General features: G+C 56.2%; 7 protein-coding genes. 6 read left to right on the plus strand and 1 reads right to left on the minus strand.

From position 1 onward, the window contains the following. Window positions 1–7: 7 nt before the first annotated feature. The 6 genes from RPF88_RS12770 (at window position 8) to RPF88_RS12795 (ending at window position 10,979) form a co-directional block, all read left to right on the plus strand. Entirely contained in the window at window positions 8–1,918 is a 1,911-nt protein-coding gene (locus RPF88_RS12770) for a hypothetical protein (protein WP_337122515.1), read from the plus strand. Next, window positions 1,915–4,731 carry a DNA methyltransferase gene (locus tag RPF88_RS12775; RefSeq protein ID WP_337122516.1) on the plus strand — a complete coding sequence of 939 codons (2,817 nt, stop codon included), beginning with the start codon at window positions 1,915–1,917 and terminating at the stop codon, window positions 4,729–4,731. The genes RPF88_RS12770 and RPF88_RS12775 overlap by 4 nt, the downstream gene beginning before the upstream one ends. A gap of 134 nt (window positions 4,732–4,865) precedes the next feature. Continuing rightward, window positions 4,866–7,559 carry a DEAD/DEAH box helicase gene (locus RPF88_RS12780; RefSeq protein WP_337122517.1) on the plus strand — a complete coding sequence of 898 codons (2,694 nt, stop codon included), beginning with the start codon at window positions 4,866–4,868 and terminating at the stop codon, window positions 7,557–7,559. Beyond that, entirely contained in the window at window positions 7,556–9,610 is a 2,055-nt protein-coding gene (pglZ, locus tag RPF88_RS12785) for a BREX-3 system phosphatase PglZ (RefSeq protein WP_337122518.1), read from the plus strand. The genes RPF88_RS12780 and pglZ overlap by 4 nt, the downstream gene beginning before the upstream one ends. Further along, on the plus strand, window positions 9,607–10,341 hold the full coding sequence (locus RPF88_RS12790; RefSeq protein WP_337122519.1) for a hypothetical protein: 735 nt from the start codon (window positions 9,607–9,609) through the stop codon (window positions 10,339–10,341). The genes pglZ and RPF88_RS12790 overlap by 4 nt, the downstream gene beginning before the upstream one ends. Window positions 10,342–10,442: 101 nt before the next feature. Then, complete coding sequence (locus tag RPF88_RS12795; RefSeq protein WP_337122520.1) at window positions 10,443–10,979, plus strand: hypothetical protein; 537 nt, start codon at window positions 10,443–10,445, stop codon at window positions 10,977–10,979. Between the two features lie 2,631 nt (window positions 10,980–13,610). Here RPF88_RS12795 and RPF88_RS12800 read toward each other — a convergent pair. Next, window positions 13,611–14,261 carry an integrase core domain-containing protein gene (locus RPF88_RS12800; protein ID WP_337122521.1) on the minus strand — a complete coding sequence of 217 codons (651 nt, stop codon included), beginning with the start codon at window positions 14,259–14,261 and terminating at the stop codon, window positions 13,611–13,613. Window positions 14,262–15,613 lie beyond the last annotated feature (1,352 nt).

The following is a 15,613-nucleotide window of genomic DNA, read 5'->3' on the forward strand; positions in this document are numbered from 1 at the left end:
GCAGCCAATGTCCGATGGAATCATAGACCCGGTTTCTTCAAGCTTGAAACGGGCATCACTGGTTTACCCGCAACCCGTCGCCATTGCCTGCGGTAGGGTGTTGCGGGCCCGTTCACTGTCAGAACGGTTAGATGCGTGCTTGCGGGCTGCGGAAGTGCTGGCGCGCTATATCACTGCGGTAGCATTGTCCTCGTTTGCAGCGCGAGATGGCGGAGCCAACCTCAATATATCGCCCCTCGATGGAAATCTGTCCTTCGGTCACTTCCTCTCCGCGTCGCAGCAAGTCGCAAATGTTGGGGTTCCGCACCCAGCGGCACCATACCTCCACGCGGGCTTCCGGCCAAAGAAGGGGCAAGTTGTGGGCGTCACCTACGCTGCCTTGGAAGCGCTGCTAGCCCTTCGCAACGATCTAGGTCACCAGCTTCAAGCCATGACCAGTTCTCAGGCCCAGGCCATACTTGATGATCGGAAGCCGGACACGCTGCTCACTGACGCGATGGCAGGCATCCACGGCCTTCTTTCGTTACCGCTCTTCGTAGTCGAGGAGCAACAAGTCGTGCAGCGCGTCATCCGAGCCCGCAGGCTACTGCTTATGGGGGAGTCAGCTGACCCAGCACCCGACGAAATCGAACTTGCCGAAGCCTTGGATGATGCCGGAGTTCCCTACATTGCCGTTGGGCCTATCGTGCTTAGGCTGCCACCCGTTCTGGTGTGGGAACTCGTCCAGCAACGGGCAAACACTCGCTTGCTGTTCCTCGACAGGGTGGCAGCTCAAGGCTGCCGCTATAAGACTGTGGAAGGTGACGAAGCCGCTGGGACACCGGAGCGTGCCGCAGAGGTCGCAGCTCTATGCGCGGGGCTGACCCGAGCGAGCGAGCGAGTGCAACTCCGAGACGGCCGCCATCTTGCGCACGAATGGGGAGAGCGACGGCGCCTCATCGAGGAAACAGGCGCCCGTGGCGAAGGATTGATTCCTTGGCATCTCTTAGACTCGGACACCATAAGCTGGTTTGTGAACCGCCTTGAGCCGGGTGCCGAGCATCCGCACTCTGAGGTTGTTTGTGAGCACCTTCTCGACGGCCGGACATCCATCGATGCTCACGAACGCCGTCAGTTGGTGCTGCTATTCGGGACGGATGCAGCGACACGGGAGGAGCTTCGACGTGACATCATGGATCTTCAAGTCATCTCGGACCCAACCAAACGCTGGGACGAACGACTTCTCATTAATCAAGGGAATCTGTTCGGCGCGCTCCGCCAGGCGCTTGAGTTTCTTGCAAAACATCTCAGCCGCGCGGGTTTGACTCTTGAGGGCTTAACTCAGACCGATGGGCCACCGGACTATCTCGCGATACGGGAAGCTCTGATGAACCTGTTCATTCATCAGGACTACGCCGATCAGAGAACATGTGCTCGAATCATTCTTCGGTCCGAAGAGACTGTGTTGTCCAACGCGGGCCACTCCCTGGTTGCTGTCGAACGGCTTGAAGAAGGAGGCGCACACCAAGCGCGAAATCCGCTTGTGGCTCGGGCACTTCGCCTAGTCGGATTTGCTGAGATTGCGGGCTCAGGGCTACGAATGCTGCACGCTGCGTGGCGCGGGGCTCACCGCCTCTCGCCGGCCATTTCGTCTGATCGAGAATCGAACAGCTTCGAAATGAGACTCGATTGGCGACCGGTCGAAAAGGCCTATGACGAGAAGTGGCTTCGAAGAGGTATCAAGCTCACCCAAGTCGACGTCAAGATAGTTGAACTTGCAAGGAAACCGGAAGGCGTGACGCTCCAAATCCTTTGCGAAACACTTGGTCTGTCACGCGAGGCAGTGAAGACCGCCACCAGCCACCTCGTGGTCCAGGCGCTGATTGAAGCGTCCGGCGAGCGGTATGTCATTGCGGACCATTGGAGAGAAAATTCATGACGCGACGCTCGAAACAGCCTGGTGACCTCTTCATCGAAGAGTCCGGTCAACTGCGCTTGGTCGACAGATCGGTCGAGCAGCAGGCCTTGGAGAAAGGAAAGGTCAAATGTCTTGGAATGACGTTTGACAGTGAGGACAAACGCCGGGCCTATTTCACTGATCGGCTACGGGAGAAGCTGGCGGATCCTGAGTTCCGCAAGACGCCGGGATTTCCCAAGGGGACCGACGACGACATCATCCGGATGTCGGATGCTCCTTGGTACACCGCCTGTCCCAATCCCTTCCTTGTCGACTTCGTGCGCGTGTACGGCAAACCTTACGATCCGAAGGAGCGCTATGAGCGCGACCCCTTCGCGGTCGACACGAGCGTCGGGAAGACCGATGCGCTCTACAAGGCGCATGGCTACCACACGAAGGTGCCGCATCTCGCGATCGTCCCGTCGATCCTCCACTATACGGAGCCAGGCGATATTGTACTCGATGGTTTCGCAGGATCGGGCATGACTGGCGTCGCCGCCCAATGGTGCGGTTCGGCGCCTGCGGGGTACCGCAAGCAACTCGAGGCGGATTGGTCGAAACAGGGGCTGCCAAAGCCGAAATGGGGCGCTCGCCGGGCAGTGCTAAACGATCTTGGGCCGGCGGCCACCTTCATCGCTGCGAACTATACACTGCCATTCGACGTAAGAGCGTTCTCGAAGGGGGCAGAGCAAATTCTTGCCGAGGTTCAGCAAGAAGTCGGCTGGATGTACGAGACGCTTCACACAGACGGGAAGTCGAAGGGAACTATCAACTTTACAGTGTGGAGTGAGATATTCAGCTGCCCACATTGTGGCGGCGAGGTAAATTTCGTCAAAGAAGCTTTAGATCCGGTCACCAAAAAAGTTCACAGTAATTTCCCTTGCCCTCACTGTTCGGCTGAGTTGTCAAAAGAATCGCTCGATCGCATTTTCGACTCTGCTCTTGACCCATCAACAAACCAGTACTCGAAAAAGGTTAGGCTCCGTCCATCATTCATAAATTACAGCATTGGAAGAGTAAATTACGAAAAAGCGCCCACCTCAAAAGACCTTGAAGTACTTGAGAAAATTTCTGCTCTACCAGTTCCGGCAGAGTTGCCTATTGTCCCGTTCCCTATCGAAGAGATGTATCATGGGTCGCGAATCGCACCCAAGGGATTCACATATGTGCATCACCTGTTCTTACCACGGATTGCACACACGCTCGCGTTATTTTGGCGTAAGGCGCGGGACTTCAAGGACCCGTCCCTCAGTCTGATCCTTCGGTTTTGGGTCGATAGTCATATCCTCAATCTTTCGATCCAAAATAGGTATCGGCCCGAGGTAAGTTTTCCATACAATCCGCTGAGCGGCGTCTACTATGTTTCTTCGATGATAAGTGAGGCATCCCCGTTCACAGCCTATCGCAATAAGGCCAAGAGGATCACCACCGCGTTCGTTCAGCAGGGCGCTACAGGGGCAAACGCAATAACGAGCACTGGCACTGCGAGTACTCTCCGTTTGCAAAGCAATTCTGTAGATTATATCTTTACAGACCCGCCTTTTGGGTCAAATATATTCTACGCTGATTTGAATTTTCTTATCGAAGCTTGGCATCGCGTTATAACGAACGCGAATGCCGAAGCAATCGTCGATTCATTCAAAGGTAAGGGCATCTTGGAATATCAGGCTCTAATGCGAGCTTGTTTTGAGGAATATGGGCGGGTCCTCAAGCCTGGCCGCTGGATGACGGTCGTCTTCAGCAATTCGGCAAATGCCGTTTGGCGGGCGATACAGGAAGCGCTGGGGACCGCTGGCTTCGTTGTCGCGGACGTCAGGACACTCGACAAGCAGCAAGGCTCCTATCGGCAAGTCACGAGCACTGCAGTCAAGCAGGACCTCGTCATATCCGTTTACAAGCCGACCGAGGCTTTGGCTGAGCGATTTGCCCTAGGCACGTCGTCGCCAGAAACCGCTTGGGCCTTCGTGGCAGAGCATCTTGCTCATGTTCCAATTTTCTCCAGCGTCGAAGGCGTCGCCGACGTAATCGCCGAACGCACTGCGCACGTGCTTCACGATCGCATGGTCGCGTTCCATGTACAACGTCAACTCTCGGTACCGCTTTCGACCGCTGCGTTTCTGGGTGGCTTGAACCAGCGCTATCCCGAGCGTGACGGCATGTACTTTCTCGCCACGCAGGTGACCGAGTACGATCGCAAGCGCAACACGGCTGCCGAGCTGCGCCAACTGAGCCTCTTCGTGATCGATGAAGCGAGTGCCATTCAGTGGGTACGCCGCGAACTTCAGGATAAGCCGCGCAGCTTCCAGGACCTTCAGCCGGCGTTCATGCGCGAAATCCAGAACTGGGCAAAACACGAGCAGACGGTCGAGCTCAAGGAAATCCTGCGGCAGAACTGTATTCACTACGACGGCAACGGACCGGTCCCGAGCCAGATCCATTCATACCTGTCCACGAACTTCAAAGAGCTTCGCAATCTCGCCAAGGATGATCCAGCACTGACAGCTAAGGCGGCGGATCGCTGGTATGTGCCCGATCCGGGCAAGCAGGGCGATCTGGAGAAGCTGCGCGAGAAGGCGCTGCTGACGGAGTTCGAGACCTACAAGCAGGCAAAGGAACGCAAGCTGAAGCTGTTCCGCACCGAAGCGGTGCGCGCCGGCTTCAAGGCCGCTTACGACGGGCAGGATTACAAGACAATCGTTAGCGTCGCAGCAAAGCTGCCGGAAAGCGTCCTGCAAGAGGACGAGAAGCTGTTGATGTATTACGACGTCGCAAGCATGCGCCTCGGCGATGATTAAGGTGATATATGCGAGTGGGCGACTGGTGGCAGAGCATCGACCATGACGAACCCTGTCGCGTAATCGATACCGACACACTTTGGGGACAGGCTACGTGTTTGGTCTGGCTACCTCGCCGGAACGCGGCCGTTCGGGTGCTGCAGAGGCGTCTCGCTCCGCTGAAATCTGCTGAATCCCATCTGCTCGACCGCCTTTCCTATGTCAGCGCCGCCGCGCGCATCGCCGACTCTCTGGAACGGGACGCCTTGGTCGCCCCGCTGGAAGGCACGGTCATCCCGCTGCCCCACCAGCTGCTTGCTTTGCAGCGCGCCATCTCCGGCGACCGCATCCGGTACCTGTTGGCGGATGAGGTGGGCCTCGGCAAGACGATCGAGGCCGGCCTGATCCTACGTGAGTTGAAGATACGCGGGCTCGTGCGGCGAATCCTTGTGGTCGCTCCTGCGGGATTGGTGCTGCAGTGGCAATCGGAAATGAAGAGCCACTTCAACGAGGACTTCCGGCTGATCCTTCCCGGCAGCCTGAGCGCACTCCGTCAGGCCGGCGCGTTAGACGAGAACGAAAACCTGTGGCGCATGCACCAACAGGTCATCTGTCCCCTCGACTCGGTGAAGCCGATCGACTCCCGCCGCGGCTGGAGCCAGGAACAGCTTGCCCGCTACAATCGCGAACGGTTCGAAGACCTGGTCTCGGCCGGATGGGACCTGATCATCATCGACGAGGCCCATCGCATTGGCGGCAGCACCGAGCAGGTTGCCCGCTTCAAGTTGGGTGATGCCCTTTCGCAGGCGGCGCCATACCTGCTGCTGCTTTCGGCAACGCCGCATCAGGGAAAGTCGGACGCCTTTCGCAGGTTGATCAGGTTCCTCGATGCCGACGCGCTCCCCGGCGACGACACGATTTCGCGGGAAGCCGTCGCCCCCTTCGTCATCCGTACCGAGAAACGCCGCGCTATCGACGCCGAAGGGAACCCACTCTTCAGGCCGCGTTTCACGCAGTTGGTGCCGATCGAATGGGGGGCAGCGCACACGGAACAGCGCGCACTCTATGACGCTGTGACCGAGTACGTTCGCGATGGCTACAACCGCGCGATGAAGGAAAAGCAGACCGCCGTAGGCTTCCTGATGATCCTCATGCAGCGCTTGATCACTTCCAGCACCGCAGCGATCCGCACATCCCTGGAACGAAGACTGGCGGTGCTCGATCTGCCCCAGGGACAGCTTTCCCTATTCCCCGAGGATGTGGGGGAGGACTGGTTCGCGCTGGATGGTCAGCAACAGCTCGATACTATTCTGAGGACGCGCCTGAAGGGCCTCAAGGACGAGCGCAAGGAAGTCGAACTCCTGTTGTCGGCAGCGCGCCGCTCCGAAGCCAGTGGTATGGACGTCAAGGCTAAAGCGCTGCTCGAACGCATTCAGCAGCAACAGCGCGAGGAGAATGACCCGACCCTGAAGGTGCTGATCTTCACGGAGTTCGTTCCGACTCAGGTGATGCTTGCCGATTTTCTTGAGCGTCGCGGGTTTACGGTTGTGTCGCTCAATGGCGCAATGGACTTGGAGGAGCGGCGGCAAGCGCAACGACGCTTCGCGACTGACGCACAGATCATGATCTCCACCGATGCCGGCGGCGAGGGTCTGAACCTGCAATTCTGCCACGTGATTGTGAACTACGACCTTCCATGGAACCCGATGAAGATCGAGCAGCGGATCGGCCGCGTGGATCGTATTGGGCAGAAACACATCGTACGGGCGATGAACTTCGCACTCGCGGATACGGTTGAGCTTCGCGTTCGCGAGGTGCTGGAAGAGAAGCTCGCAAGAATTCTCGAGGAGTTTGGCGTCGATAAGCTGGCCGATGTACTCGATTCCGAGGACGGCGGCGTGCCTTTCGAGGCTCTGTTTGCGCTAGCGATGATTGCGCCCGAGGATGCAGAACAGCGAGCCGCCGGTGTCGCGGACGAGATACGCCGGCGAGCGGAGGAAGCCCGAGCCGGATCCAGACTACTCAGCGCAACCGAGCGATTGGACCCTTCCGCGGCGAAGAAGATTGCAAACCATCAGATGCCGTATTGGACCGAGCGGATGATCATCGCCTATCTGCGCAGCCAGGAGTCAGCAGGCGCATTCATTAAGCCTGCCGCTATCGGGCACGACCTTCGCTGGCCGGATGGCGAAACATGCCTCGGGGCCGTGTTCAGCCGCAATGACGCGGATCTGCCAGGCGCCACGCTGATTTCGCTTGAAGACGAGAGGGTCCGGGGACTCACAAATAGCTTGCCCGTCTTCGCGCCCGGCCAGCCGATAGCCAATATCCAGGTCCCCGAGGTTTCCGACAAGACAAGCGGGCTCTGGTCATTGTGGCGGATCAGCCTGCACACGGTTGGTGGGCGAGAGCAGCGATACCTTGCGCTTTTCCTGGCGGAGGACGGTCGCGTATTTGGGCCGACAGCTCGCACAATCTGGGAACTGTTGATCGACCTGCCCGACGGCCTGAGCCAAGCGGGTGAAGAGATCTCAGGTTCCACTGCGGTAAATGCGTTCGATGCCAGCCGCAAGGCTGCCGAAACGCAGGGTGCCGCGGTGTTTGAGGAACTGACCGCTACTCATCAGATGAGAATTATGCGTGAGCGCAAAAAGGGCACACACGCATTCTCATCGCGTCGCCGTGCCATCGAGCGGCTCGGGTTACCCCAGGTCCGGGCTCATCGCCTTCGGATTTTGGGGGACGAAGAGCAAGCATGGACCCGAGAGCTTGCAGCGCGGGAAGCCGCGCTCCCTGATCTCGCCGCCGTCCTCATGGTTCGCGTGGCGCCGATTGGAGGCAGTGCATGAGCACCTCGTCGCTCAACGGCACATGGCGCGAGCCCATTCTGGCGCAGTTCAGCCTCGACATCGCCAGTGTCGCGCGTCTGACCGTCGTGGCGGACCCAGACGAGCTGCTGACGGAACAGGGTATCGTTGACGGTATCCGCCAGCGCGGATTCGAGATCGTGCCATTCGAGGACCACGTCGCATTTCGATACGCCTATGAGCGGCGTTTTCGGGAGGTTTGGGACAACGGCAACGACACAAATCTGGTCGTCGTTCTGCGAGCGGCGCGATCGGACGTGAGTAGCCTTCCCTTTGACCTGCTTCAGCATGCGGAGCGTGACCGGCGGTTGCTTTCATTCAGTCTCGCGGAGCTTTTCCCTTCGCTCGCCCCTCATGTCCTTTCCGAGCTCGATCGGGGCGAGCTCAATGCCGTGTCTGCGGCCAATCAACTTTTCAAGCCAGAGCCTATGGGCGAGAACGCGACACGTGATTTTCTTTTGCGAAACGTGTTCCGACTCGATCCCGTACAAATTCAAAGCGATACAGACCTACTCCGCGCCCTTCTGCAGCGGCACTACAGCGGCAAGATAGTTCCTAAGTCACTGGACGAGCGGTTGATCCATCTGCTGCGATCCACCGGGCGATGGGAGGATTGGCCGCTCGAACAGATTCTACCTAGCCGCGCGAGCTTTCTGGAGTTCCTGCAAGAGAGATGGCCAATCTTTTTGCAGGGTCGTTTGGTCTCGCCAGACGGTGGACTTCGCGAGAAGCCGGAACTCTACGATCTGCAGTTCACAGGTCCCAAGCATCTCTCCTTCGACCACGACGATGTGCGGGTCTACGTCGATAATCTTTTCACAGACGGCTTGCTAACCCCGACGAATAGACTCTCTCGATCGCTCGTCGAGGGAACCTGGATGGCTGTCGGTGTGGCGGGATCCCAGTCCGCCGACGACACATCGCGCTTCCGAAGGCTAGTGGAGCTATTGCACTCCAACGGTCCGTCGCCGAGCAGCGATCATCATGAGTGGGCTCGGGCCGCGGCTCGGTGGGCCGAGATTGTTGCGTTGCGTTGGTCCCTGCCCGGAGATGTGGCCTCCGAAGACAAGGATCGCTTCAACTCCGCACACAAACAGATCGAGCAGAGCTTCTATGCGTGGATGGACACGCACTACGCCTCCCTGCATAGCCTTTCGTACCTGCCACGGCCGGTCATGGTTCATCAGATCCCAAAGTACATGGCCCATCGGGTTTCCTCTAAGGGTGCCACGGCGAAGTTGGCCCTCGTTGTCGTTGACGGTCTGGCGATGGATCAGTGGGCGGTGGTCCGCCAGGAAATGCCGCGTCGGAAATGGATAACAGAGGAATTCGCCGCCTTCGCATGGGTGCCAACTCTGACATCAGTGTCGCGCCAATCGATCTTTGCGGGCGATCCTCCCTTCTTTTTTGGACAAAGTCTCGATACGACGCGGAAGGAAGAACAGCACTGGTTTCGCTTCTGGGAAGATCGCGGTCTGCGTAGGGGCGACGCCGTTTATGCTTGTCAGGGCACTCTGGAAGACGACGACAACTTCATTGCTCGAATTTGCGGAAAGCTGGACGAGCCGCGCTGCAGGATCGCAGGCATCGTGGTCGGAACAATAGATCAGATGTTGCACGGCATTGTCACGGGCACCGATGGCATGCATGCAGGTGTCCGCCATTGGGCCAAGAGGGGCTCGCTTTGGCGCCTTCTTGACGCTCTGGTTGATCGCGGCTTTGAAGTTGTTGTCACCGCTGATCATGGAAACGTGGAAGGCGTCGGCATGGGAAAGCCTAATGTTGGCGCAACTGCCGATGAGCGAGGCGAAAGGGTCCATGTGTTTTCAAACGCTCTCCTACGATCCAATGTTTCGGCGAACTATCCTGGTTCTGTCGAATGGCCGAGCATCGGGTTACCCGATGACTATCTGGCATTGATAGCCCCACCGCTGCGCGCCTTCATTGGTGAAGGAAAAAGAACGGTGGCGCATGGCGGAATATGCATCGAGGAAGTCATCGTGCCTTTCATAACGGTGGCGAGACCGGCATGAGCACTGGAAGAAAGACCACGATTGGCTTCGATCGAACGATCCACATTGAATGGCTCGATATTGCCGCCGCGCGGGTCTCCAGAGGCGAGCCTCCCACACAGATACGGAAGGCCCTCTGGGAATTTCTGGAGGACCTCGTTCCGGGTAACACCAATAGCAGTGGCCGTGGAAAGACCCTTACGGTCCTGACCCGTATCTGGCTAACGGTGCCAGAGCAGGTGGAACCGTTGCGAGACCGTGCTCTCAAGTGCCTCGCAAAGGCGAGCAGCGAAGATCGCCTCGCGATCCACTGGTCGATGGTGATCGCCACACATCCATTCTTTTTCGATGTGGCCGCCAATCTCGGAAAGCTTCTGGCGCTGAATGCCCAAGGCAATCGATCGCAGATAAAGCGCCGCATGACGGAGGCGTGGGGAGATCGCTCCACGCTGGAACGCACGATCCAGCATGTGATCAAGTCCATGGCTCAGTGGGGGGTGCTGCATCCCGGCTTGGAAAAGGGATCGCTCGTAAGCGGACGAAAGCCTATCCAGGTTTCAGGGGAGATCGCTGGGTTGCTTGTGCGTGGTGTCTTGTTGAGCCAAGGACACGGCATGTCAATTGGGCAGTTGGCCAGCCACCCAGCGCTTTTCCCATTCAAGCTTAAGCTGAACATAGACACCCTCAGAAATCACCCTGGCTTTCGAGTCCAGCGCCAAGGCGATCAAAGCGAGTTCGTCGAGCTGACGTGATTAAACCTATTCACATATGTCAGATTGCGCTTCAATTTCTGACCCAAGCTGCAGGAGACGACGGATTGTCGTTAAGCCCACTCCGTGTTGATTGCTGCATCATGGATCAGCTCGTGATCGATGGTTTTCGGCGGGATATTCGAGATAATGATTATCTTGGAAACCCGATCGATTTTCCCAAATACATTATTGGAACCAAGAAGAAAGCGATCGGCATTGTTGAACTTCTAGGCGTCCAACTCGACGTGCGGCCCAAGAAATGCCGGAGCCGGCGGCCATGCCTGCTCCCGCGAACCAAGGACGAGCAAACCACCGTAGCCGTCGAGGCTGACGCTACCTGCAACGAGAAGACCGACGTTTTGGGTACCGCTGAAGAGGTCGTCAAGACCAAGGCTGCGGCCGCCGAGGGGCTGGTTACCAGGGATCTATTTTTTGATAATCTCGATTCTATTTTCTTCGTAATCTTAGCTGGAACACCGTTAATCGCTCATGTGATTATCAAGGAAGGTAATCAAGTTAATCGGCCCCCATGGCTGCGGCCTTTTCGTTTCGATGAACCAATGAGCGCACGTATCGGGGCCTTGGAGGATTTCAAGATCGACCTGGCCGCTATCTGCGCGCCCAGGAGTTTTTTTTGACAGCCTTCCGCTGCCGATAGATGAGTGGCTCGATGTCAAATAGCCATTCCACTCCCCTGACCTAGATCTCGCTTCTAAGAGCCGAGATAATTCAGTCGGGTTTCACTTTGCGTCCATTTCTTTGAGGGATCGTCTTAGGGTAGCTGGATTCTTTTCCTCCAGAAGCCATGCTGAACCAGGGACTGAGACCAAAGCTGTGCACAGCGCCAAGTGCGGACGGGCGAAGCTACTGTAAACTCCCCTAAGAGATTTCACCGCTCTGAATGAGAACTTTCACAATGAGATAATCATCTTAGATATTATGAGAATATATCGCTTCATAATTTGATATTAACTTATATCAAAATCCATGCGCTATTTCTATGGCGATTTAGTAGGTAATACCTTCTCATTATCTGGATCCATTATTTGGATAATATAATATTATTAATCTGCCGTATGAGATTTTTCATGCTCAGTCTTAGAGCCCCTATTTGGCACTGAGGCTGCCCCCGTCAGTTGATCTACCCCCATGTGAAAACCTCCATTGTGCTTCCTGGCTCACACTGCGCCCTTCGGGCGTTCAGGATTATTATTCGACTAAGAGCAAGACAATGGCCAACGTCGTGGATCCAGAGAGGCGCCTAGTCGCATCCTCAACATGATGCAGCACATCGGCCCCTACCTTGGCCAATGAAGGCTGGACCATCGGGAGCGGCGGAGCCAATGGCGGCGATGCCGCATTCGAGGCGAGTTGTCGATCAGATAGATCAGAGCAGGGAACCAAGGAAGGAAATCGATCTGCTGGGATTTGCACCCTCGATCCAGGGGGACCCCAACCATGTACCTGACAGTTCGGGCGTACCCTGGCTTCTCAATTCCGCGGCGACCAACTTCACCACCGATGCACAGGGATGCCCTCGCTCATGGTCTGCGGTTTGATATAATCAACGTCCTTTTTCCCATGGTATTATTGGAATAATATTATCTGATTTTTCCTCTCTGATTTTTGAGATAATACAGCGCCGGCCTAGCGGTGAACGGCCATTCAGCGCGCAGACGGCGAGCCACCACAGGAACTGAACCAGATCCTGTTGAAACTGAGATGGCTTCCTTCGGCATTGAGACTCAGAGCATCGCAACCTCGCCTGCTATTCGCCGATTGTGCAATGCGGACGAGTTCCCAACCGACGCCGGAGAGGTCTTCACCCTCCCGTCACCCTAATGATGGACAAGGACGGCAAGCCGACCAAGCTGGAGACTAATGCCACGACTCTTCTTACCGTCTCACACGAGCTCGACTGGCATGAGATCGACGTCGCCGTGGGCTTCTGGCTTCGCCCTACCATCCATTATTGATAGACACGTCTCTTCTGGAGCCCTTGGAAACCAAGGCGATTTGACGAACTAGGATTCTTTTCCTACCATGTACCCATCACCTGAGTCGACCCACAGCTGCCGTTCCCCTTAGAAGAAGAATAAGGATAGGGAAACGACGGACGGGCGAAGCTATTGGTAAATCCCAAGGGATTCACCCAGCTCTTGGGCTAAAGCCCACTCAATCATTACAAAGTTAATATTATCTAGTTAACAATACCACAGTGATTAGAAAATCATTATATGGATTTTCTGCTATATATTTTCTAGTTCATTATCTAATAATATTATCTTGATAATGCTCACCAGGGTTCGCCTCACGCACTACCTCCCTTGGTTCGCTGCGCTCACTCCCTTCGGGATGCTTCGGCTCACCTGGTTCGCTTAGGAGCCCCCTGGTTCCTTCCTTCTGGTTCCATTATCAGGCATTATCCCGCAGCATTATCTAGATAATGATTATCTTTATTATCTGGTTCATAATCCAGATTATATTATATAATTATATTATCTATATAACGCTCACCAGGATTCGCCTCCCGCATTACCCTTCGCTCGCTGCGCTGACTACGGTCGCTTCGCTCCCTGCGTCATGCTCGCTCGCTCGGGATGCTTCGGCTCACCTGGTTCGCTTAGGAGCCGCCTGGTTCCTTCCTTCTGGTTCCATTATCAGGCATTATCCCGCAGCATTATCTAGATAATCATTATGTGGATTACCGCTTCGGGTTATGGGGAAAATATTATAATATTTTTGCAGTACGGATTTTTTGATAATTACGTCCTATAGCAGTATTCACACCGGGGGCTACCCCCTGGTTCAAACTACCCCCCCGGGTGTCTCCGGCCACACGATCACACCCTCCCCCCCGTCTTCTTCCTGGTTCCAGGGTTCGGTTCTTCTCCATGGTTCCGGCGCTTCGCGCCTTTGGGCATCTTGGATCAAGATGACCACAAACCAATGGAGGCACGATCACGGCTACAGTTATGGTGTTCGTTACTCGCGTCGAGCCATCCTTTCGGCGAGACCGTGGACCACCAAAACAAACGAGACACATCGGCATGGCATTGCCGCCAATTTTTAGGACACACGGCAGGGGTAGATGGCCCCCTTCGGACGCTATTTTTCAAAGATAGTCCAGCGTCGAGAGATCCGCCGAGGATTGTATGCGCTCGATTAAATCGGACACCTTCGGCCCGGTCCGGACCTTCGTCTGTGAGCGTCGCACAGGTGCCAAGTTGGACCGCTAGGTGGAGTGCGCCCCTGGGGGTGGACAGTAATCAGGCTGCTGTTTTGCCAGTCTGCCGGATGTGTTGATCCTCGAACTGCTGCGGGCTCAGATAGCCGAGCGCTGAATGGAGCCTGCGGTTGTTGTAGACGTCATTGATGAAGCGGGGAAGGTGTTCAATGACGTCGTCGAAGGTTTCGAAAGCCATCGGGTAGACGGCTTCGACCTTTAGCGTCTTCATGAAGCTTTCGGCCTTGGCGTTGTCGTAGGGGTTGCCTCTGCGGCCCATCGAGCCGACCAGACCTTGATCGGCAAGAAGCTGCCGGTAGATCTCGGCGGCATATTGCGAGCCGCGATCGGAATCCTTCGGCGATGGAGATGCCCCGGGGCCGGTGACGACGGATGTAGTCCCTCTTCTCGGCGGCGGTGCGCTTTTCAGAGCCCCCTTTAGAAACTCCAGTTCCAGAGTCTGCTTGCCGACGAGCCGCTCAAGGGCAGCAATCCGGGCCTCGTATTCCTGGATAAGGTCGGCCACCTGCGCATCGTCATCGAAGACGCTTTCCTCATATTTGCGCACCCAGACGCGGATCAGGTTGCGGGTGACGTCGTGTCGTTTCGCCAATCCGTGAAGCGTCTCGCCTGACAGATATTCCTGCGCGACCTGACGCTTAAACTCGATGCTGTGAGTGCGATATCTTGCCATGGGTTCTCTTTTCGAAACCCGACAAGCCTGGTCAATTCCTCAAGCCGACCCTGTCCACCCCCAGGGGCGCACTCCAAGGGAGGTTGCTGCGATTGAGGCATAGTCCTAGGCGTTCACCCTCTTGGTTCAGGAAGGCATAGCGTATCCGGCCTGCCTCTGTGTTGGTCATCAACGATGAGGCCTCACAGCGGCGAGCCGTACCATCAGCTCGGCGCCTTCAATGAGATGCACAGTCGGTAGAAGTTAACTTCAATTCTCAGCCGAACTGAGCCCAACCGGAATATCCATCCACCGAAACTACTCCTAAAGCCTAATCGAATCCGCCCTCGTCTTCGTCGATCTTTGTCAGGACGACCAATGCCGTTACGAGATTGGAGTAACTCCGGGCGGCAGCACCGCCCAGTGACCTGCTGCGTTCTGGTTCGATGCCACGTTCTCCGACGCATTCGAGAAGAAGCACGATGGTCTCGCCTGGAAGGATGCGACCTGATGAGAAGCTGATCCATATCTCTTTCTTTGGCTCGTGGATCGCTCAAACGCGGAGCGCAACCAGCGACGATCACCTATGAACCAAAGGAGCAATTTTCACCGTGAGAATCCTTGCACGTTACCAATTCTTTGACCCGGGTTCCGCCGCCGGCCGGCCGTGGATCCATTTTCGGTACCTGATCTTCAGCAAGCAATCGACCAATCGCCTTATGGTCAAGCCCTGGGTGAAGACAAAACCGGAGGCCAACGATTGTTCCGCCAACCGGCCGATCTGTGCACCCTTTGAGCCGAAGCATCGCCGGGAAAGTTCGCGGCCAGCACGTCGTTTCGGTGAACGTCAGGACGGAGCGCAACGAGCTGCTTACCCCTGTAGAACCTCGATCCGAGAGGTCAGCTGGGCTATGAAACTGACCTACTCACTGCTCTACAAACCTGCTTCGTGTCAACGAGGACGCCAGCGTCCTGCCGGATATCAACGAATACAGCATAGATCTCGTCACGCTGCTCACCGGTACGTTCGTAAGTCACTCGTCCGCATCCGAAGGACTCACCGCACAGCTTCCTGCACACGAACACCCTCGCAAGGCTGAGTGGTTCCAGAGAGGGGGCAAGGAAGAACCCTTGCTCCCTTTATAAATGCTCACACGATGGAAAAAGCCTAAAAGTATATTCGGGATTACGACTGCGAAGGATGGAAAAGTTGAGCTCGTTTCCAACCTTGGTTCCGACTTTCTAAATGGTATTCTAACTTTTTTTTGAACATCGGCGATAGGGAGCCTAAAACCTAACGATTGCCCACGTCATGTTCTCCTTCCTGCTTCTCGCCTTGCTTCGTAGATCCTAAATGTTGCCGTGCGGCCATC

This window comes from Mesorhizobium sp. ISC11 (assembly GCF_037162595.1).
Classification (GTDB): Bacteria; Pseudomonadota; Alphaproteobacteria; order Rhizobiales; family Rhizobiaceae; genus Mesorhizobium; species Mesorhizobium ciceri.

Excerpts from the sequence above, each read along its gene's own strand:
- RPF88_RS12770 (WP_337122515.1), top strand. The coding sequence starts at position 8 with ATGTCCGATGGAATCATAGACCCGGTTTCTTCAAGCTTGAAACGGGCA.
- RPF88_RS12775 (WP_337122516.1), top strand. The coding sequence starts at position 1,915 with ATGACGCGACGCTCGAAACAGCCTGGTGACCTCTTCATCGAAGAGTCC.
- pglZ (WP_337122518.1), top strand. The coding sequence starts at position 7,556 with ATGAGCACCTCGTCGCTCAACGGCACATGGCGCGAGCCCATTCTGGCG.
- RPF88_RS12790 (WP_337122519.1), top strand. The coding sequence starts at position 9,607 with ATGAGCACTGGAAGAAAGACCACGATTGGCTTCGATCGAACGATCCAC.
- RPF88_RS12795 (WP_337122520.1), top strand. The coding sequence starts at position 10,443 with ATGGATCAGCTCGTGATCGATGGTTTTCGGCGGGATATTCGAGATAAT.
- RPF88_RS12800 (WP_337122521.1), bottom strand. The coding sequence starts at position 14,261 with ATGGCAAGATATCGCACTCACAGCATCGAGTTTAAGCGTCAGGTCGCG.